We start from the raw sequence: 18,235 nt of genomic DNA, 5'->3' as shown, positions 1-18,235 counted from the left end.
GTGAGACGCTCCATTGGCCCGAGGCATCGACTCGAACCGGGCCTACGCTCGTCCATGACGACACACTGCCCACCCCCTGCAAGCGGAGCTGCCGCCATGCCGTCCAACGACGTCCGGACTCTCCTTCAAGCCGCCGTACCCACCGCTGTCGCCGGCGCTGTTGCCGCCGCCATCAGCGGTGGCGTTGCCGGTGGCAAGGGAGCCCTGGGCGCGGTCGTTGCGACGATCGTGGTGATCCTCTTCATGGGGATCGGCCTCATGGTCCTGCAACGGACCGCGAGGTCCCTGCCCCACTTGTTCCAGGCGATGGGGCTGATGCTGTATACAGCCCAGCTCCTGCTGCTGTTCATCTTTGTTGCCGCATTCAAGAACACGACGCTGTTCAACCCGAAGGCCTTCGCGATCACGCTGGTTGCGACGACTCTCGTGTGGATCGGCGCACAGGCGCGTGCGCACATGAAGGCCAAGATCCTTTACGTCGAGCCCGAGTCCGACCAGGGCGACAAGCCCAAAAACACGGGCTCGCAGACGTGAAAGGTAGGGGCGGAATAAGTGCACGTTCCGGACCCTGCTATCGTCCGGTTCCAACTGCGGCACTGCGGGCGCGGGCATGTGAGCTGACGCCTGCTCGATCGCGAGGCTCAATGCCTGACTGCCGCTCACACATCCGTAACACCAGTCCAGTGCCGAACCGCGGCTGCGCGCCGCGCCGACACAACGAGGTTGCCGTACCTATGCGCCACGCTGAAGGAGCCCGCGGTGAGTGCTGACCCGACACAGGTGCTCGCCTTCGAGACCGATTGCCACATCTTCCAGAACAACGGTTGTGGCTTCCCGGCACCCGGCTTGCACTCGTTCCTGTTCGAGCCCCTCTGGGGCGACGCGGACAGCAACCTGTACTTCAACAAGCCGATGCTGCTGGCCCTGCTCGGCTCGATCATCGTCGTCGGTTTCTTCTGGGCCGCCTTCCGTAAGCCGAAGGTCGTCCCGGGCAAGCTGCAGATGGTTGCCGAGAGCGGCTACGACTTCATCCGTCGCGGCATCGTCTACGAGACGATCGGCAAGCGTGAGGGCGAGAAGTACGTCCCGCTCGTTGTCTCGCTGTTCTTCTTCGTCTGGATGATGAACCTCTGGTCGATCATCCCGGTCGCGCAGTTCCCGGTGACGTCGATCATCGCGTACCCGATCGTGCTGGCCCTGATCGTGTACGTCCTGTGGGTCAGCCTGACCTTCAAGCGTCACGGCTTCGTCGGCGCCTTCAAGAACTTCACCGGATACGACAAGTCGCTCGGCCCGGTGCTCCCGCTGGCCATGCTCATCGAGTTCTTCTCGAACCTGCTGGTCCGCCCCTTCACCCACGCGGTCCGACTCTTCGCGAACATGTTTGCAGGCCACACGCTGCTGCTGCTGTTCACGATTGCCAGCTGGTACCTGCTCAACGGCATCGGGATCGCCTACGCGGGCGTCTCCTTTGTGATGGTCATCGTGATGACCGCGTTCGAGCTCTTCATTCAGGCGCTGCAGGCGTACGTCTTCGTACTCCTGACCTGCACCTTCATCCAGGGCGCGCTCGCCAAGCACCACTGAGCATCTCGCGCTCCGACCCTTATTCGTCCGGTGGCCAACCCCCACCGGTCCGTGAAAGAGAAGGAAGAACTGGCATGTCCCAGACCCTTGCTGCCGTCACCGGCTCCCTCGGCTCCATCGGTTACGGCCTCGCCGCCATCGGCCCCGGCGTCGGCGTCGGCATCATCTTCGGTAACGGCACCCAGGCTCTCGCCCGTCAGCCCGAGGCTGCCGGTCTCATCCGTGCCAACCAGATTCTCGGCTTCGCCTTCTGTGAGGCGCTCGCCCTCATCGGTCTGGTCATGCCGTTCGTCTACGGCCAGTGATCTTCGGATCCACGACCAGCCCACTAGACGAAAGGCAATGACGTGAGCCAGATGCTTATGGCCGCGGCCGAGACGGAAAACCCTCTCGTCCCGCCGATCCCCGAGCTCGTCATCGGCCTCATCGCCTTCCTCATCGTCTTCGGCTTCCTCGCCAAGAAGCTCCTCCCGAACATCAACAAGGTTCTGGACGAGCGCCGCGAGGCCATCGAAGGCGGTATCGAAAAGGCCGATGCGGCCCAGACCGAGGCCCAGAGCGTTCTTGAGCAGTACAAGGCTCAGCTCGCCGAGGCCCGTCACGAGGCCGCGCGCCTGCGCCAGGAGGCACAGGAGCAGGGCGCCGTGATCCTCCAGGAGATGCGGGCGGAAGGCCAGCGGCAGCGCGAGGAGATCATCGCTGCCGGCCACGCCCAGATCGAGGCCGACCGCAAGGCTGCGGCCGCTGCGCTGCGTCAGGACGTGGGCAAGCTCGCCACCGACCTGGCCGGCAAGCTCGTCGGCGAGTCCCTCGAGGACCACGCCCGGCAGAGCGGCACCGTCGACCGTTTCCTCGACGAGCTCGAGGCGAAGGCCGAGGCTGTCCGATGAACGGCGCGAGCCGCGAGGCACTGGCTGCCGCACGTGAGCGTCTCGACGCGCTGACCGACAGCACGTCGGTCGACGTGGCGAAGCTCGCCGAGGAGCTGGCCGCCGTCACGGCGCTGCTCCAGCGCGAGGTCTCACTGCGGCGGGTCCTGACCGACCCGTCGCAGGCCGGCGAAGCCAAGGCGGAGCTGGCCGGACGGCTGCTGCGGGGCCAGGTGGGCGGCGAAACCGTCGACCTGATCTCCGGCATGGTCCGCTCCCGGTGGTCGCAGTCGCGTGACCTGGTCGACTCGGTCGAGGAGCTGGCGAACATCGCAGACCTCACCGCAGCCCAGCGCAGCGGAGACCTCGACGACGTCGAGGACGAGCTGTTCCGGTTCGGCCGGATCGTGGCTTCCGACAGGGAGCTGCGCGCCGCGCTCACCAACCGGTCCGCGTCCACCGCCGCCAAGGGCGAGCTGCTGCGCAGCCTGCTCGGCGGCAAGGCGCGGCCCGTCACCGAGCGGGTCGTCGTGCGGCTTGTGACCCAGCCCCGGGGACGTAGCCTGGAAGCGGGACTCGAGTCCCTCTCCAAGCTTGCCGCGGAGCGCCGGGACCGCATGGTCGCCGTGGTCACGTCGGCAGTGCCGCTGAGTGATCAGCAGAAGCAGCGCCTCGGTGCCGCACTGGCGAAGATCTACGGTCGGCCGATGCACCTGAACCTCGACGTGGACCCGACGGTCCTCGGTGGGATCGCGGTGCGGGTCGGTGACGAGTTGATCAACGGCACCATCGCGGAGCGCCTCGACGAGGCGACCCGTCGCATGGCCGGCTGACGCAGCGCAGCAACAGAACAAGCAAGACCAGCGGCCCGGTTGGGCCGTGCAGAAATTGCAGAAGATTCCTGGGGGTCGGCCCCCAGACCCCCTTAAGAAACTTCGGGCCCAACAAGGAGAGCAGGGAACCCAGATGGCGGAGCTCACGATCCGGCCGGAGGAGATCCGGGACGCGCTGGAGAACTTTGTCCAGTCGTACAAGCCGGACGCGGCCTCGCGCGAGGAGGTCGGTACGGTCAGCGTTGCCGGCGACGGCATCGCGAAGGTCGAGGGTCTTCCCTCGGCCATGGCGAACGAGCTGCTGAAGTTCGAGGACGGAACCCTCGGTCTCGCCCTCAACCTCGAGGAGCGCGAGATCGGTGCGATCGTTCTCGGCGAGTTCAGCGGGATCGAGGAGGGCCAGCCGGTGCAGCGCACCGGTGAGGTGCTCTCCGTCGGCGTCGGCGAGGGTTACCTCGGCCGCGTCGTCGACCCGCTCGGCAACCCGATCGACGGTCTCGGCGAGATCGCGACCGACAGCCGCCGCGCCCTCGAGCTGCAGGCCCCTGGCGTCATGGTCCGTAAGTCGGTGCACGAGCCGATGCAGACCGGCTACAAGGCCGTCGACGCCATGGTGCCGATCGGCCGTGGCCAGCGTCAGCTGATCATTGGTGACCGTCAGACGGGTAAGACCGCTCTGGCCGTCGACACGATCATCAACCAGCGCGACAACTGGCGCTCGGGCGACGTGAACAAGCAGGTGCGCTGCATCTACGTCGCCATCGGTCAGAAGGGCTCCACCATCGCCTCCGTGCGCGGTGCCCTCGAAGAGGCCGGCGCGCTCGAGTACACGACCATCGTCGCCGCCCCGGCGTCCGACCCGGCCGGCTTCAAGTACCTCGCGCCGTACACCGGTTCGGCCATCGGTCAGCACTGGATGTACCAGGGCAAGCACGTCCTGATCATCTTCGATGACCTTTCGAAGCAGGCCGACGCCTACCGCGCCGTGTCGCTGCTGCTGCGCCGTCCGCCGGGCCGTGAGGCCTACCCGGGCGACGTCTTCTACCTCCACTCGCGTCTGCTGGAGCGCTGCGCGAAGCTCTCCGACGCGATGGGTGCCGGTTCGATGACGGGCCTCCCGATCGTCGAGACCAAGGCGAACGACGTGTCGGCGTTCATCCCGACCAACGTCATCTCCATCACCGACGGTCAGTGCTTCCTGGAGTCCGACCTGTTCAACGCCGGCCAGCGTCCGGCCCTGAACGTCGGTATCTCGGTCTCCCGTGTCGGTGGCTCCGCCCAGCACAAGGCCATGAAGCAGGTCTCCGGCCGTCTCCGTGTGGACCTCGCCCAGTTCCGCGAGCTGGAGGCGTTCGCCGCCTTCGGTTCCGACCTGGACGCGGCCTCGAAGGCGTCGCTGGAGCGCGGTAAGCGCATGGTCGAGCTGCTGAAGCAGGGCCAGTACCAGCCGATGCCCGTCGAGGAGCAGGTCGTCTCCGTCTGGGCCGGTACCACCGGCAAGATGGACGACGTCCCGGTCGAGGACATCCGTCGCTTCGAGAGCGAGCTGCTGGAGTACCTGCGCCGCGAGCGCAAGGAGCTCCTGACCAGCATCGCCGAGGGCGGCAAGATGTCCGACGACACGCTGCAGTCGATCGCCGAGGCGATCGCCGCCTTCAAGCAGCAGTTCGAGACCTCGGACGGCAAGCTCCTGGGCGAGGGCTGATCGATGGGCGCTCAGCTTCGCGTTTACAAGCGCCGCATTCGCTCCGTCACCGCCACGAAGAAGATCACCAAGGCGATGGAGATGATCGCCGCTTCGCGCATCGTCAAGGCGCAGCGCCAGGTGGCGGCGTCGACGCCGTACGCGACCGAGCTCACCCGTGCGGTGACCGCGGTGGCGACCGGCTCCACCACCAAGCACCCGCTGACCACCGAGGCCGACGCTCCGGCGCGGGCCGCGATCCTGCTCATCACGAGCGACCGCGGTCTGGCCGGCGGTTACTCCGCCAACGCCATCAAGGCGGCGGAGCGACTGACCGAGCGTCTGCGCGGTGAGGGCAAGGAGGTCGTCACGTATGTGATCGGCCGCAAGGGTGTCGCCTACTACGGCTTCCGTGAGCGCAAGGTCGCGGACTCGTGGACCGGCTTCACCGACAGCCCGACGTACGCGGATGCGAAGCGGGCTGCGGCCCCGCTGATCGAAGCGGTCACCCAGGAGACCGCCGAGGGCGGCGTGGACGAGCTGCACATCGTCTTCACTGAGTTCGTGTCGATGATGACGCAGAACCCGGTGGACAACCGGATGCTGCCGCTCAGCCTCGACATGACGAAGACCGAAGAGGGCAAGGGCGAGATCCTGCCGCTCTTCGACTTCGAGCCGTCGGCGGAGGACGTCCTCGACGCCCTGCTTCCGCGGTACGTCGAGAGCCGGATCTACAACGCACTGCTGCAGGCCGCTGCTTCCGAGCATGCTGCCCGCCGCCGCGCGATGAAGTCGGCCACCGACAACGCCGGAGATCTCATCAAGAGCCTCTCCCGGCTTGCCAACGCGGCCCGCCAGGCCGAAATCACCCAGGAAATCAGCGAGATCGTCGGTGGTGCCAGTGCGCTGGCCGACGCGACCGCGGGGAGTGACAAGTAATGACGACCACAGTTGAGACGGCCGTTGCCACGGGCCGCGTCGCCCGGGTCATCGGCCCGGTCGTCGACGTGGAGTTCCCCGTCGACGCAATGCCGGAGATCTACAACGCGCTGACTGTCCAGGTGGCCGACCCGGCCGAGGACGGCAAGATCAAGAAGCTGACGCTCGAGGTCGCCCAGCACCTCGGCGACGGCGTGATCCGCGCGATCTCGATGCAGCCCACCGATGGTCTGGTCCGCCAGGCCCCGGTGACGAACACGGGTTCCGGCATCACGGTGCCGGTCGGCGAGATGACCAAGGGCAAGGTATTCAACACCCTCGGTGAGATCCTGAACAAGCCGGAGGCCGAGTCCGAGGTCACCGAGCGCTGGCCGATCCACCGCAAGGCGCCCAGCTTCGACCAGCTCGAGTCCAAGACCGAGATGTTCGAGACCGGCGTCAAGGTCATCGACCTTCTCACCCCGTACGTCAAGGGTGGAAAGATCGGCCTGTTCGGTGGTGCCGGTGTCGGCAAGACCGTTCTGATCCAGGAAATGATCTACCGCGTCGCCAACAACCACGACGGTGTGTCGGTGTTCGCGGGCGTCGGTGAGCGTACCCGTGAGGGCAACGACCTCATCGAGGAAATGGCCGAGTCGGGCGTCATCGACAAGACCGCCCTTGTCTTCGGCCAGATGGACGAGCCCCCGGGCACCCGTCTGCGTGTCGCGCTTGCCGGTCTGACCATGGCGGAGTACTTCCGCGATGTGCAGAAGCAGGACGTGCTCTTCTTCATCGACAACATCTTCCGTTACACCCAGGCCGGCTCCGAGGTCTCCACGCTGCTCGGCCGTATGCCGTCCGCGGTGGGTTACCAGCCGAACCTGGCCGACGAGATGGGTCTGCTGCAGGAGCGCATCACGTCGACCCGTGGTCACTCGATCACCTCGATGCAGGCGATCTACGTCCCCGCGGACGACCTGACCGACCCGGCGCCGGCGACCACCTTCGCCCACCTGGACGCGACGACCGTTCTGTCGCGTCCGATCTCGGAGAAGGGCATCTACCCGGCGGTCGACCCGCTGGACTCGACGTCCCGCATCCTGGACCCGCGTTACATCGCGGCGGACCACTACGAGGCCGCCATGCGTGTCAAGGGGATCCTCCAGAAGTACAAGGACCTCCAGGACATCATCGCGATCCTCGGTATCGACGAGCTGGGCGAGGAGGACAAGCTCGTTGTCCACCGTGCCCGTCGTGTCGAGCGCTTCCTGTCGCAGAACACCCACGTCGCCAAGCAGTTCACCGGCGTGGACGGTTCGGACGTGCCGCTCGAGGAGTCGATCGCCGCGTTCAACTCGATCTGCGACGGTGAGTACGACCACTTCCCGGAGCAGGCGTTCTTCATGTGCGGTGGCATTGAGGACCTCAAGGCCAACGCCAAGGAGCTCGGCGTCTCCTGAGCCCATGGCTCACCGAGGGGGGCGGGTGCGTCCCGTCCCCCTCACCACGCCCCGTAGAATTGACCCAACACCCGGCTGCAACGGCCGGGTGGTGACCCGAGGAGCCACTCTTGGCTGCTGAGCTGCACGTCGAGCTGGTCGCCGCGGACCGCAGTGTCTGGTCCGGCGAGGCCACCCTGGTCGTCGCGCGTACCACGTCCGGCGACATCGGCGTCATGCCCGGTCACCAGCCGCTTCTCGGTGTGCTGGAGTCGGGCCCGGTGACGATCCGTACGAGCGAGGGCCCAACCGTAGTCGCGGCTGTGCACGGCGGTTTCATCTCGTTCGCGGACGACAAGCTGTCGCTGCTGGCGGAGATCGCCGAGCTGGCGGACGAGATCGATGTCCAGCGCGCCGAGCGTGCGCTGGAGCGTGCGAAGTCGGAGACGGACGGCGCCGCCGAGCGTCGCGCCGATGTCCGACTCCGTGCGGTGGCGGTGCGTTAAGCACCCCGCCGAATGTTTTTATCCTCAGCCGCGGCCCGAGCTGGATCTCTCCAGACCGTGCCGCGGCTGAGGCGATGCAGGTGCAGGTGCAGTCAGGGTGGTATCCGTTACTCGACGATGCGAGGAGGTCGGTGGAGATGGTCCTCGCTTTGTGGGTGTGCGGCCTGGTCGTCGTACTGGTCGCGGTGGGTCTCTTCGTCTTCGGCCTGCGCCGGCGGCTGATTCAGCGCTCAGGCGGGACGTTCGACTGCAGCGTGCGGTGGAACGTGTCGGCCGAGCCCGATCTCTCGGGCAAGGGCTGGGTGTACGGGGTCGCCCGGTACAGCGGCGACAGGATCGACTGGTTCCGGGTCTTCTCGTACGCTCCCCGGCCCCGCCGGGTTCTTGAGCGTTCCGCGATCGAGGTGGTCTCCCGGCGGCTGCCCGAGGGTGAGGAGGAGCTGGCGCTGCTCTCCGACGCCGTCGTGCTCGGCTGTCTCCACCGCGAGACCCGCCTGGAGCTGGCGATGAGCGAGGACGCCCTCACCGGATTTCTCGCCTGGCTGGAGGCGGCTCCGCCCGGCCAGCGAGTCAATGTTGCTTGAGAAAGGGCCTCGCCGGTAAAGGGTCCCCCCGGATGAACTCCGGGAACGGTGAACCTGGACCGAGGCCCCTTATGTACGGGCATGACCACGGGCACAGAGAAGAACCGGGGAGACAGGGGGCGGACCTGTCTCCCCGGCTGCTTTTCGGGGTTACGCGCTGTTCTGCACGAGGACCGCGGTGACTACCTCAGGCCGCTGTCGATCGCGCTGACGAGTTCACCGTTGCTGGTGTCCCCGCTGAACTCCCAGAAGAACGCGCCCTTGAGACCCTGGTTCTTCACGTAGGTCATCTTTCCGGCGATGGTGGCCGGGGTGTCGTAGCTCCACCAGTTGCTGCCGCACTTGGCGTAGGCAGTGCCGGCGATGGTGCCGGTGGACGGGCAGCTGGTCTTGAGCACCTTGTAGTCCTCGATGCCCTGCTCGTACTTGCCGGGCGCGGGACCGGTCGCCGTGCCGCCCGGGGTGGCCTGGGTGACGCCGGTCCAGCCGCGTCCGTAGAAGCCGATGCCGAGGTTCAGCTTGCTGCCCGCGATGCCCTTGCCCTTGAGCTTGGTGATCGCGGCGTCGCTGTTGTAGCCGTCCAGCGGGATGCCGCTGTACGAGGTGAGCGGGGAGTGCGGGGCGGTCGGTCCGTCCGCGTCCCAGGCGCCGAAGAAGTCGTACGTCATCACGTTGTACCAGTCGACGTACTGTGCCGCGCCCGCGTAGTCGGTCGCGTCGATCTTGCCGCCCGACGAGGCGTCGGCGGTGATCGCCGCGGTGACCAGGTTGGAGCTGCCGAACTTCGTCCGCAGTGCGGAGACCACGTTCTTGAAGGCCGCGGCGCCGCTGCTGTCACAGGACAGACCGCAGGCGTTGGGGTACTCCCAGTCGATGTCGATGCCGTCGAAGACATCGGCCCAGCGCGGGTCTTCGACCAAGTTGTAGCAGGAGTTGGCGAAAGCGGTGGGGTTCTGCGCGGCCTGGGTGAAGCCGCCGGACCAGGTCCAGCCGCCGAAGGACCAGAGGACCTTGAGGCCCGGGTGCATCTTCTTCAGCTCGCGCAGCTGGTTGATGTTGCCGGCCACCGGCTGGTCCCAGGTGTCGGCGGTGCCGTCGACGCTGGAGGCCGCGTCGTAGGTCTTCTGGTAAGCGGCGTAGGCGTCGCCGATCGCGCACTGGCCGCCGGTGACGTTGCCGAACGAGTAGTTGATGTGCGTGATCTTGGCGGCGCTGCCGCTGGTCTCCAGGTTCTTGACGTGGAAGTTGCGGTCGTAGACGCCCCACTCGGTGAAGTAGCCGAGCTTGACCTTGCTGCCGGGATCGGGGTTTCCTCCGCCGCCCGTGGTGTGTACGGCCACCGAGCCGCTGGCCGGGCCCGTCTGGTCGGCGGTGTCACGCGCCTGGATCGTGTACGAGTAGTCGCTGCCGGCGGTCAGCCCGCTGTCGGTGTAGGTCAGGCCGGTGACCGTGGTGACCTTGTTGCCGTTGCGCAGCACGTCGTAGTTCTTGACGCCGTTGTCGTCGGTGGCGGCTGTCCAGGTGAGCTTCACACCGGTGTCGGTGATGTTGCTCGCGGTCGGAGTGCCGGGTGCCGAGGGGGCGTTGTCGCCGGGGACGCTGCCGCCGTCACAGGAGGCGCCGTTCACCTTGCAGCCGGTGGGGGCGCCGGGGCCGGCGCCGTTGAAGCCGAAGCTGACGCTGGCGCCGGGGGCGACCGCACCGTTCCAGCCGGCGTTCTTTGCGGTCCAGTGGGTTCCGGAGCTGGTGACAGTGGCGTCCCAGGCGGACGTGACCGACGTGCCGGAGGGGAAGTCCCACTCGATGGTCCAGGAACTGAGGGCGGTGGTGCCGGTGTTCTTCACCGTCCACTGGCCCTCGAAGCCGGTGCCCCAGTCGGACTTCTTGACGTAGGTGGCGGTCGCCGAGGTGGCGGCCTGGGCCGGGGTGGCCAGTCCGACCATTGCGGCGAGGGGGAGCAGTAGTGCGGTGAGGCCCGCCATCGCCTTCGTGCGGGTGGTGGTGGCCAGGCCGAATCTGAATCTGGTTCGACGTAGGGGGGTTTCGGTGCTCAACGGTGCTCCTCGGGTGAGGTCCGGACAAACGGGGGTGGTCCGTGGACTGCAACCCTGCGCCGCCCTGAGCACGCTTTGTCATGGCGCGCTCACCGCAGTGTGTTCGGTGAGGTTAGGAAGGTCTGGACCAATCGTCAAGAGGTCTGGACCATAGAACGGAACTAAACCTCAGATCCCCAACTCCTGTGCCAGTACCGCTGCCTGGACCCTGCTGCGCAGCTCCAGCTTCCCCAGCAACCTGCTGACGTGCGTCTTCACCGTCGCCTCCGCCATCGAAAGACGCACCGCGATCTCGGCGTTCGACAGCCCGACGCCCAGACATCCGAGTACCTCGCGCTCGCGCCGCGTCAGGGCGTCGAGAATCGCCGGATCGGGTGCGTTCGCAGGCCGCGCCGGCGTCGTCCCGGCGAACTCGGCGATCAGGCGGCGGGTCACGGCAGGGGCGATCAGGCCCTCGCCGCGCGCCACCGTCCGTACCGCTTCCAGCAGCTCGTGCGCCTCGGTGTTCTTCAGCAGAAAGCCGGCCGCGCCCGCCCGCAGCGCCCCGAAGACGTACTCGTCCAGATCGAACGTCGTCAGCACGAGCACATCGGCCAACTGCTCGGCCACCACCTGCCTCGTCGCCGACACCCCGTCCAGCCGGGGCATCTGGACATCCATCAGCACCAGATCCGGGCGCAGTTCACGGGCGAGATGTACCGCCGCCTCGCCGTCCGCCGCCTCCCCGACGACCTCGATATCGGGCGCGCTGCCCAGAATGAGCACCAGCCCTGCGCGCACGGCCGACTGGTCCTCCGCGACCAGTACCCGGATCGTCATTCCTGCACGGTCCTTTCCTCGACGGGCACTTCGGCCCGTACCCGCCAGATCTTCGCCCCGCCCGCGGTGGTCACGGGCCCCGCCTCGAACGCGCCGCCCAGCAGCGCCACTCGCTCGGTCATCCCGACCAGACCCGCCCCCGACCCTGGTGCGCGCGGCCCCGGACGGTCCCCGAACACACTTGTGACCTCCACCGTCAGCAATGGCCCGGCCCGGTCGAGCCGCACCACCACCGGGCCCGGCGCCCCATGCTTCAGCGCGTTCGTCAGCGACTCCTGGACGATCCGGTACGCGGCCAGCTCGACCGGCGCCGGCAGCGCGCCCCGCTCGGTGCGGACGTCCTGGAGCGTGCAGGTCAGTCCGCTCGACGCGGCGTTCGTCCGGGTCTGCTCGATCAGCGCGTCCAGCGCCGCGAGAGTCGGCGCGACGCTCGGCTTTGCCTCCTTGCTCCCAGTACGCAGGAGCTCGATCAGCCGTCGCATTTCGGCCAGGCCCTCGACGCTGTTGTGCCGGATGACACCGAGCGCGTCCCGGGAGGTCGCGGGGTCGTCGATGGAGAGCGCGGCGGTGGAGTGGATGGCGATCGCGGAGAGACGGTTGGCGACCATGTCGTGCAGTTCGCGGGCCATCCGGGCGCGCTCGGCGGTCACCGCCTGCGTCCGGTCCATCTCGGCGAGCAGCGCCGTCTGGTCCGCGCGCAGCCGGGCGGTCGCGGCGGCGTCGCGGTGGTTGCGCACACTGACCCCGGTGATGGCCGGCGCGAACGAGACCAGGCCGGTGACAATGCCGATGAGCAGCGCCTCGGCGGTACGGAACCAGGCCAGGAACCCGATCGTGACCGCGACCGTGATCAGGAAGGTGGTCACCGGGATACGGCGGGCCGCGGCTGGGGTTCCGTACACCACGGCCGCGTACATGAGGTCGGTGAACATCAGTACGGTCGCCAGATTTCCGGCCGTGAACTGGTCAGCGATCAGCGCAAGCGTGCCGATGACCAGCGCGGTCTGGGGCGCGGACCGGCGCAGCAGCTCCAGTCCCGACATCACGACGAGCGGCACCAGCGGGATCCACGGCGAGTCGAGCGGCCGGCCACGCTGCATGTAGAGGCCGACAGCCGTCAGGAACACACCGCTGAACAACCCGATGACCGCGATGAGTACGTCGTCGCGGTGCGGGCGGACAGGAATGAGCACCTTCCCATCCAACACGGCCCCCTTGCCGCCGGCCTCCGTACTGGGAGTGAGACCTGGCTACATCGAAGGATGCAGTCGCGGTTCGTCACTGCCGACGACGTGACGCGCCGGTACGGACAGGAGGCTGGAGGGGACCGGGAGGAGAAGTGTTGTGATCGTCACGCTGATTGTGCTCTGCGAAGTCGCTTTCTGGGTGCTGCTGGCTGCGGGACTCGCGCTGCGGTACCTGGCGAAGAAGCCCAGGCTCGGAGCGGCCGTGCTGCTGTGCGAGCCGCTGCTGGAGGTGGTGCTGCTGGCGGTGACGGCCATCGACCTGAAGAACGGCGCCGAGCCCGACTGGAAGCACGGGCTGGCTGCCGTCTACATCGGCTTCACGGTCGGACTCGGCCACGCCACCATCAAGTGGGTCGACGCCCGCGTCGCCCACCGGTTCGCCGGCGGCCCGCCGCCGGTGAAGCCGCCGAAGTACGGGATGGCACGGGCGGCGCACGAGTGGCGGGTCGCCGGGCGGTGGGTGGTTGCCGCGGTGACGGCGCTCGTCCTGCTGCAGGGGGCGATCCGGTATGTCGGCGACGTCGGGGACATCGGTTCGCTGCGGTCCTGGCAGCAGACGATGCTCTTCGTGATCGGGATCAATGTGATCATCGCGGGGAGCTACACGGTCTTCCCGAAGCGGGGGCCGAGCGGCTCGCCGGGGGCGTCCGGCGACTGACGACGGGGACGGCCGCCGGACGGGCTCGGTCTACCGCTCGCCGCCCGGCACCCACAGCACGTCGCCGACTTCCTTGTTCGCCGTCCTCGCCAGGATGAACAGAAGGTCGGAGAGGCGGTTGAGGTAGGTCGCCGTCAGCGCGTTCATCACGTCACCGTGCACTTCCAGTGCCGCCCAGGTGGACCGCTCGGCACGCCGGACCACCGTGCACGCCTGGTGGAGCAGCGCGGCGCCCGGCGTACCGCCCGGCAGGATGAAGCTCCGCAGCTTCTCCAGGGGCTCCAGGAAGTGGTCGCAGTCCGCCTCCAGCCTGTCGACGTAATTCTGCTCGACCCGCAGCGGCGGATACTTCGGCTTCTCGGCGACCGGCGTCGACAGATCCGCGCCCACGTCGAACAGGTCGTTCTGCACGCGGACGAGGACCTTCACGACCTCCTGCGGCAATTGGCCGAGCGCGATCGCCGTACCGATGACGGCGTTGGCCTCATTGGTGTCCGCGTACGCCGAGATCCGCAGATCGGTCTTGGCGGTGCGGCTCATGTCGCCGAGGGCGGTGGTGCCCTGGTCGCCGGTACGGGTATAGATGCGCGTCAGATTGACCATGCGGCCGAGCCTATCCGGGCCCCCTCCCGCTCCGGCGGTCCGGAACACGGGCGGACGCGCACGCCAAGAGGACTTCACGGTTTCCTCGGCGACAGGGTGCTCAACTGCGCGCGGTGCGCCGCCGAATGACGTGTCCCGGTGTGATGTCCGTCATGTGAGACGTGACGCGTATCTCTTCACTGCCCCAGCGCGCCTCACGGGTACTAATCTCCGCCGGAGAGCATGTGAACAAGCGTTACGAATATGTCCGGGGAGCCGTCGTGGACGTCGGCCGTCGAGGACTGACACAAAGGGGTGCGAACGTGGCCAGGAAGCTCGCCGTCATCGGGGCCGGACTCATGGGGTCCGGTATCGCGCAGGTCTCCGCCCAGGCGGGCTGGGACGTCGTGCTGCGTGATGTCACCGACGAGGCCCTGGCTCGTGGGCGCGACGGCATCAAGGCCTCGTACGACAAGTTCGTCTCCAAGGGCAAGCTGGAGGCGGCCGACGCCGACGCCGCGCTGGCCCGCATCACCACGACCACCGACCTCGACGCGGTCGCCGACGCGGATGTCGTCGTCGAGGCCGTCTTCGAGAAGCTCGAGGTCAAGCACGAGATCTTCCGGGCCCTCGACAAGATCGTGCGGGACGACGCCGTCCTCGCCTCGAACACCTCCGCCATCCCGATCACCAAGATCGCGGCCGTGACGGAGCGCCCGGAGCGTGTCGTCGGTGTGCACTTCTTCTCGCCGGTTCCGATGATGCAGCTCTGCGAGCTGGTGCGCGGCTACAAGACGAGCGACGAAACGCTCGCCACCGCACGGGAGTTCGCCGAGTCCGTGGGCAAGACCTGCATCGTCGTCAACCGTGACGTCGCCGGGTTCGTCACCACCCGGCTGATCTCGGCGCTGGTGGTCGAGGCCGCCAAGCTGTACGAGTCGGGCGTCGCCACGGCCGAGGACATCGACATCGCCTGCAAGCTGGGCTTCGGCCACGCCATGGGCCCACTCGCGACGGCGGACCTCACCGGCGTCGACATCCTGCTGCACGCCACGTCCAACATCTACACCGAGTCGCAGGACGAGAAGTTTGCCGCACCCGAGCTGATGCGCCGGATGGTCGATGCAGGTGACATCGGCCGCAAGAGCGGGCAGGGCTTCTACACCTACTGATTGTTCTCGGCCCCTGGGCGACTGATTGCCGTCGATCACGCCCGGGGGAGACGGGGGTCACTCCCCGGCTGCGGTGGTCCTTGAGCGGGCCGAATTCACTCCACGGAGTGAATTCGGTATCGGTTCGCTTACAGACGGAAACTTCCCTGTCGTTGCCGCAGTCAGTTGTGGCAGAGACAGAAACAGACAGACGACCGTGCCATGGAGCATTTCCGGGGAGCGCATATGCACATCAGGGGCGACCACGCCGAGCTGGTCGTCGGGGGCCGCCTCGACGTCCGAAGCGCGGCGGACGCCCGTACGGTCCTGCATGCGGCCCTCGACGACGGGGTCGGCGACCTGATTCTCGACCTGACCGAGCTGGATTCCTGGGACGCCACCGGTCTCGGCGTCATCATGGGCGCGCACCGCCGGGCCGGGCGGGCCGGACGGCGGCTGGTGCTCCGTGGTGTGCCGCCACAGATGCAGCGCCTGCTGGTGGCGACGAGACTGCACCGCATTCTGGCGATCGAAGGCGGAATCGCCGCGGACTCCCTGCCGCGGGTTTAGCACGGGCGTAGGGGCGCTCGTCCTCCCGCCCGAATCCGCACAATCCTCACGAGACCGTGACGTCCTGGACGGCGCGGCACCCCGATGGTTTGTAGATACTGTGCGACGGTTTAGGGTTCGGCCGTCCGCCGATTGACGGAACCCATGCGGCGGACACCGGACCAGAAGCGACAGCAGGGCGTGCGAGGCCGGGAGGGGCAACCGTGCGCGACGCATCTGGGGGGTTTGGCGATGGACTCGACACACCGAGGGCCGGAAGTTTTCGGCCATGACAATGACGGCTACGGCGAGGACACCGGCCGACGGCGGTCCCGTGACCCGCTCACCGAATTCGGCCAGCAGTCGCCGCAGCAGGCTCGCGTCGTGCAGCTCTTTCCCGGCGACTTCCTCCTCACCGTCAACCCGGTCGACGGCAGCGAGGTCGAGCTGTGCCCGCCGGGGGAGCAGCCCGCCACTCCGGTTCGCCGCACCCCCGCCGAGCGCACCGACCGCGACCGCGCCGCCGCACCACCCGTACCGCCGGGACCTCCCTCCCCCCAACTGCCGCTCCTGGAGCGCGCTGAGGAGCGTGAGCGGCTGGTGCGCCTGCTGGCGCGCGGCCGCTCGGTGCGGCTCACCGGACCGGCCGGATCCGGACGCACCGCGCTGCTGAACGCCGTCGCCGCCGACTGCGCGGACCTCGCACCGGACGGAGTCGTACGGCTCTGCGGCTACAAGCGCACCGCCACTGACCTGCTGTACGGGCTCTACGAGGCGGTCTTCGACGCGCCGCTGCTACGCCCCGACCGCGCCGTCCTCCTCGAAAAGGTCCGGGGCATCGGCGCCGTCGTCGTCCTCGACGACCTGGAGTTCGGCGGGGCCGCGCTGGAGGAGCTGCTCGACGCGACGCCGGAGTGCGCGTTCCTGCTCGCCGCGACACCCGACATAGCCGCACCCACCGCCGACTCGCACCTCGAAGAGGTCTTCCTCGCCGGGCTGGGCCGCAGCGCCTCGGTCGACCTGCTGGAACAGGTCGTCGAGCGGTCGCTCACCGAGGACGAGGCGAACTGGGCGGGTGACCTCTGGTTCGAGTCCGAGGGGCTGCCGCTGCGTTTCGTCCAGGCGGGCGCCCTGCTGCGCCAGCGCGACATGCTGGGCACCGACCCCACCGCGTACGACGAGCACGGCTACTTCGACGGCCGGCCCGTCGACGATTCCTTCGACGCCTTCGGCCAGGACGCCGATGCCGACGGCCACGACGTACCGCTGCCCAGCCTCGGCGAGGGCGCCGCGCCCGCCGCGCTGCTCGCCTCCCGGCTCAGCGAGCCCGCGCGCGACACCCTGCACTTCGCGGTCGCACTCGGCGGCGAGGTGCCGCACCAGGCGCATCTGCCGGCCCTTGTGGGGGACACCCACGCCGATGCCGCGCTCGGCGAGCTGGCCGGCTGCGGACTGCTCTCCCCGGCCGGTCCCCGCTACCGGCTGGCCGCCGGTGTCCTCGCCCAGCTGGAGGCCGCCGGATACGGCGAGGACGCGGCCGACCGGGCCCGTACGGCGGCCCAGCACTACGCCTGGTGGTCCGGGCATCCCTCGGTCACCCCTGCCCGCGCGGTCGCCGAGGCCGACGCGATCATCGCGGCCATGACCCAGCTGGTCCCCGGCGACGGGGCCGGACAGACCAGCGCAGCCGTGCTGCTGGCGCGCAGCGCGGCCCCCGCCTTCGCCGCCGGGCTGCACTGGGGCGGCTGGGAGAAGGCCCTGCGGCTCGGGCAGGAGGCTGCCAGGATCGCCGGTGAGGTCGCCGAAGAGGCCTACTTCCACCACGAGTTGGGCGTCCTCGCGCTCTGTACCGGCAATCTCGACCGGGCCAGGGCCGAGCTGGAGGCCTCGATCGGTATGCGCGGCGCGCTCGCCGACAAGTCCGGGGCGGTGGCCGGACGCCGCGCGCTCGCCCTGGTCGCCGACCGCTCCGGCGGACAGGTGCCCGGCGGCCGCCCGTCGGGCGAGGAGGTGCCGGCCTCGCGGTACGAGGAGTCGCCGCGGCCGCCCGTCGTCATACCGGTGAGCGGGCCGAAGGCCGCGCCGCGTACGTCCGAGGACGAGACCGCGCTGATATCCCGGGTCGCCCCGGCGGCAGGCACCGGTGCGTCAGGCGGCCGCAAGGCTGCGCTGCTGGGCGGCGCCCGGCGCAATCTCGTCGCGGCGGGCGCGGGTGTCGCGCTGGTGGCTGTGCTCGGCACGGTGGTGACGCTCGGCATGACGTCCAGCAGCGACGCCCGGGACGGCGGCGGCGTCACGACCGAGCAGCCGGCCGACGAGGGCGACGGCGACAGCGGGCTCCCGGCCGACGAGCCGACGGACGCCTCGACACCGGGCAAGGGCTCGTCGAGTGGGAGTCCCTCGTCGCCGGGGCCGTCCGGCAGTCGGACCACCCCGAGCGGCAGCGGTGCGCCGTCCACGGGATCGACCGGGCCGAGCGACAGCCCGTCGTCATCGGGCAGGCCGTCGACCGGGAGGCCCAGCACACCGGGCACGCCCACCAAGTCGCCGACCAAGTCCCCCACGAAACCTCCGACCGGGACACCCACGCCGACCCCGACCCCGACGGGGCCGACGGACAGCCCCAGCCCGACCGAGACGGAATCGGGACCGACCACGCCGGACACGTCCGTCTCGGCGAGCGGTCCGTCGACGACGGCGAGCGAGTCCGGCACCACGGCGGAGCCGACGGTGGCCTGAGACGGGACCCGTA

18 protein-coding genes are annotated in these 18,235 nt (G+C 68.5%); 14 read left to right on the top strand and 4 right to left on the bottom strand.

From position 1 onward, the window contains the following. Window positions 1-96 precede the first annotated feature (96 nt). The 10 genes from ACWCP8_RS31110 to ACWCP8_RS31065 all read left to right on the top strand — a co-directional run bounded on the left by ACWCP8_RS31110 (window position 97) and on the right by ACWCP8_RS31065 (window position 8,423). A complete protein-coding gene (locus tag ACWCP8_RS31110; protein WP_267001786.1) occupies window positions 97-534 on the top strand; it encodes a hypothetical protein in 438 nt (145 codons plus the stop codon). A gap of 225 nt (window positions 535-759) precedes the next feature. Continuing rightward, window positions 760-1,587, top strand: a complete 828-nt coding sequence (gene atpB, locus ACWCP8_RS31105; protein ID WP_326605790.1) for a F0F1 ATP synthase subunit A — start codon at window positions 760-762, stop codon at window positions 1,585-1,587. Between the two features lie 74 nt (window positions 1,588-1,661). Further along, window positions 1,662-1,892 (top strand): ATP synthase F0 subunit C, encoded by a 231-nt coding sequence (gene atpE / locus ACWCP8_RS31100; RefSeq protein WP_250967599.1) that lies wholly within the window; start codon window positions 1,662-1,664, stop codon window positions 1,890-1,892. Window positions 1,893-1,943: 51 nt separating this feature from the next. Then, the gene (locus tag ACWCP8_RS31095; RefSeq protein ID WP_451119517.1) at window positions 1,944-2,477 is read left to right on the top strand and encodes a F0F1 ATP synthase subunit B; all 534 of its coding nucleotides are present in this window, start codon (window positions 1,944-1,946) and stop codon (window positions 2,475-2,477) included. Continuing rightward, window positions 2,474-3,289 carry a F0F1 ATP synthase subunit delta gene (locus ACWCP8_RS31090; RefSeq protein WP_352262844.1) on the top strand — a complete coding sequence of 272 codons (816 nt, stop codon included), beginning with the start codon at window positions 2,474-2,476 and terminating at the stop codon, window positions 3,287-3,289. The genes ACWCP8_RS31095 and ACWCP8_RS31090 overlap by 4 nt, the downstream gene beginning before the upstream one ends. A 133-nt stretch (window positions 3,290-3,422) precedes the next feature. Beyond that, window positions 3,423-4,994, top strand: coding sequence for a F0F1 ATP synthase subunit alpha (gene atpA / locus ACWCP8_RS31085; protein WP_352262845.1), 1,572 nt, complete (start codon window positions 3,423-3,425; stop codon window positions 4,992-4,994). 3 nt (window positions 4,995-4,997) lie between these two features. After that, complete coding sequence (locus ACWCP8_RS31080) at window positions 4,998-5,912, top strand: F0F1 ATP synthase subunit gamma (RefSeq protein WP_267001776.1); 915 nt, start codon at window positions 4,998-5,000, stop codon at window positions 5,910-5,912. Then, window positions 5,912-7,354 (top strand): F0F1 ATP synthase subunit beta, encoded by a 1,443-nt coding sequence (gene atpD / locus ACWCP8_RS31075; RefSeq protein ID WP_352262847.1) that lies wholly within the window; start codon window positions 5,912-5,914, stop codon window positions 7,352-7,354. The genes ACWCP8_RS31080 and atpD overlap by 1 nt, the downstream gene beginning before the upstream one ends. A gap of 110 nt (window positions 7,355-7,464) precedes the next feature. Next, the gene (locus ACWCP8_RS31070; protein ID WP_030915989.1) at window positions 7,465-7,839 is read left to right on the top strand and encodes a F0F1 ATP synthase subunit epsilon; all 375 of its coding nucleotides are present in this window, start codon (window positions 7,465-7,467) and stop codon (window positions 7,837-7,839) included. A 137-nt stretch (window positions 7,840-7,976) separates the two neighbouring features. Then, the gene (locus ACWCP8_RS31065; RefSeq protein ID WP_352262849.1) at window positions 7,977-8,423 is read left to right on the top strand and encodes a DUF2550 domain-containing protein; all 447 of its coding nucleotides are present in this window, start codon (window positions 7,977-7,979) and stop codon (window positions 8,421-8,423) included. 182 nt (window positions 8,424-8,605) lie between these two features. Here the strand turns inward: ACWCP8_RS31065 and ACWCP8_RS31060 are convergent, their stop codons facing one another. The 3 genes from ACWCP8_RS31060 to ACWCP8_RS31050 form a co-directional block, all read right to left on the bottom strand. After that, window positions 8,606-10,477, bottom strand: coding sequence for a glycoside hydrolase family 18 chitinase (locus tag ACWCP8_RS31060; RefSeq protein ID WP_352262850.1), 1,872 nt, complete (start codon window positions 10,475-10,477; stop codon window positions 8,606-8,608). A 168-nt stretch (window positions 10,478-10,645) separates the two neighbouring features. Then, on the bottom strand, window positions 10,646-11,296 hold the full coding sequence (locus ACWCP8_RS31055) for a response regulator (RefSeq protein ID WP_451119481.1): 651 nt from the start codon (window positions 11,294-11,296) through the stop codon (window positions 10,646-10,648). Beyond that, a complete protein-coding gene (locus ACWCP8_RS31050; RefSeq protein WP_352262851.1) occupies window positions 11,293-12,489 on the bottom strand; it encodes a sensor histidine kinase in 1,197 nt (398 codons plus the stop codon). Before ACWCP8_RS31050 ends, ACWCP8_RS31055 begins: the two co-directional genes overlap by 4 nt. Before the next feature lie 151 nt (window positions 12,490-12,640). On the opposite strand from ACWCP8_RS31050, the gene ACWCP8_RS31045 reads away from it, so the two are divergent. Then, window positions 12,641-13,201: a hypothetical protein gene (locus tag ACWCP8_RS31045; protein WP_352262853.1), complete on the top strand. Its 561-nt coding sequence runs from the start codon at window positions 12,641-12,643 to the stop codon at window positions 13,199-13,201. 30 nt (window positions 13,202-13,231) lie between these two features. Here ACWCP8_RS31045 and ACWCP8_RS31040 read toward each other — a convergent pair whose 3' ends face one another. After that, window positions 13,232-13,804, bottom strand: a complete 573-nt coding sequence (locus ACWCP8_RS31040; RefSeq protein ID WP_352262855.1) for a cob(I)yrinic acid a,c-diamide adenosyltransferase — start codon at window positions 13,802-13,804, stop codon at window positions 13,232-13,234. Window positions 13,805-14,106: 302 nt separating this feature from the next. Between ACWCP8_RS31040 and ACWCP8_RS31035 the strand changes: the two genes are divergently transcribed. From ACWCP8_RS31035 to ACWCP8_RS31025, 3 genes are all read left to right on the top strand, one after another. Then, on the top strand, window positions 14,107-14,955 hold the full coding sequence (locus ACWCP8_RS31035) for a 3-hydroxyacyl-CoA dehydrogenase family protein (protein ID WP_352262856.1): 849 nt from the start codon (window positions 14,107-14,109) through the stop codon (window positions 14,953-14,955). Between the two features lie 225 nt (window positions 14,956-15,180). Further along, a complete protein-coding gene (locus ACWCP8_RS31030; RefSeq protein ID WP_352262858.1) occupies window positions 15,181-15,504 on the top strand; it encodes an STAS domain-containing protein in 324 nt (107 codons plus the stop codon). A gap of 231 nt (window positions 15,505-15,735) precedes the next feature. Further along, window positions 15,736-18,222, top strand: coding sequence for an ATP-binding protein (locus ACWCP8_RS31025; protein ID WP_451119478.1), 2,487 nt, complete (start codon window positions 15,736-15,738; stop codon window positions 18,220-18,222). The last annotated feature ends 13 nt before the right edge of the window (window positions 18,223-18,235 follow it).

It is taken from the genome of Streptomyces sp. NPDC002206 (genome assembly GCF_053593595.1).
The sequence above is the reverse complement of the archived record's forward strand: the minus strand, read 5'-3'. Positions and strand labels throughout refer to the sequence as shown.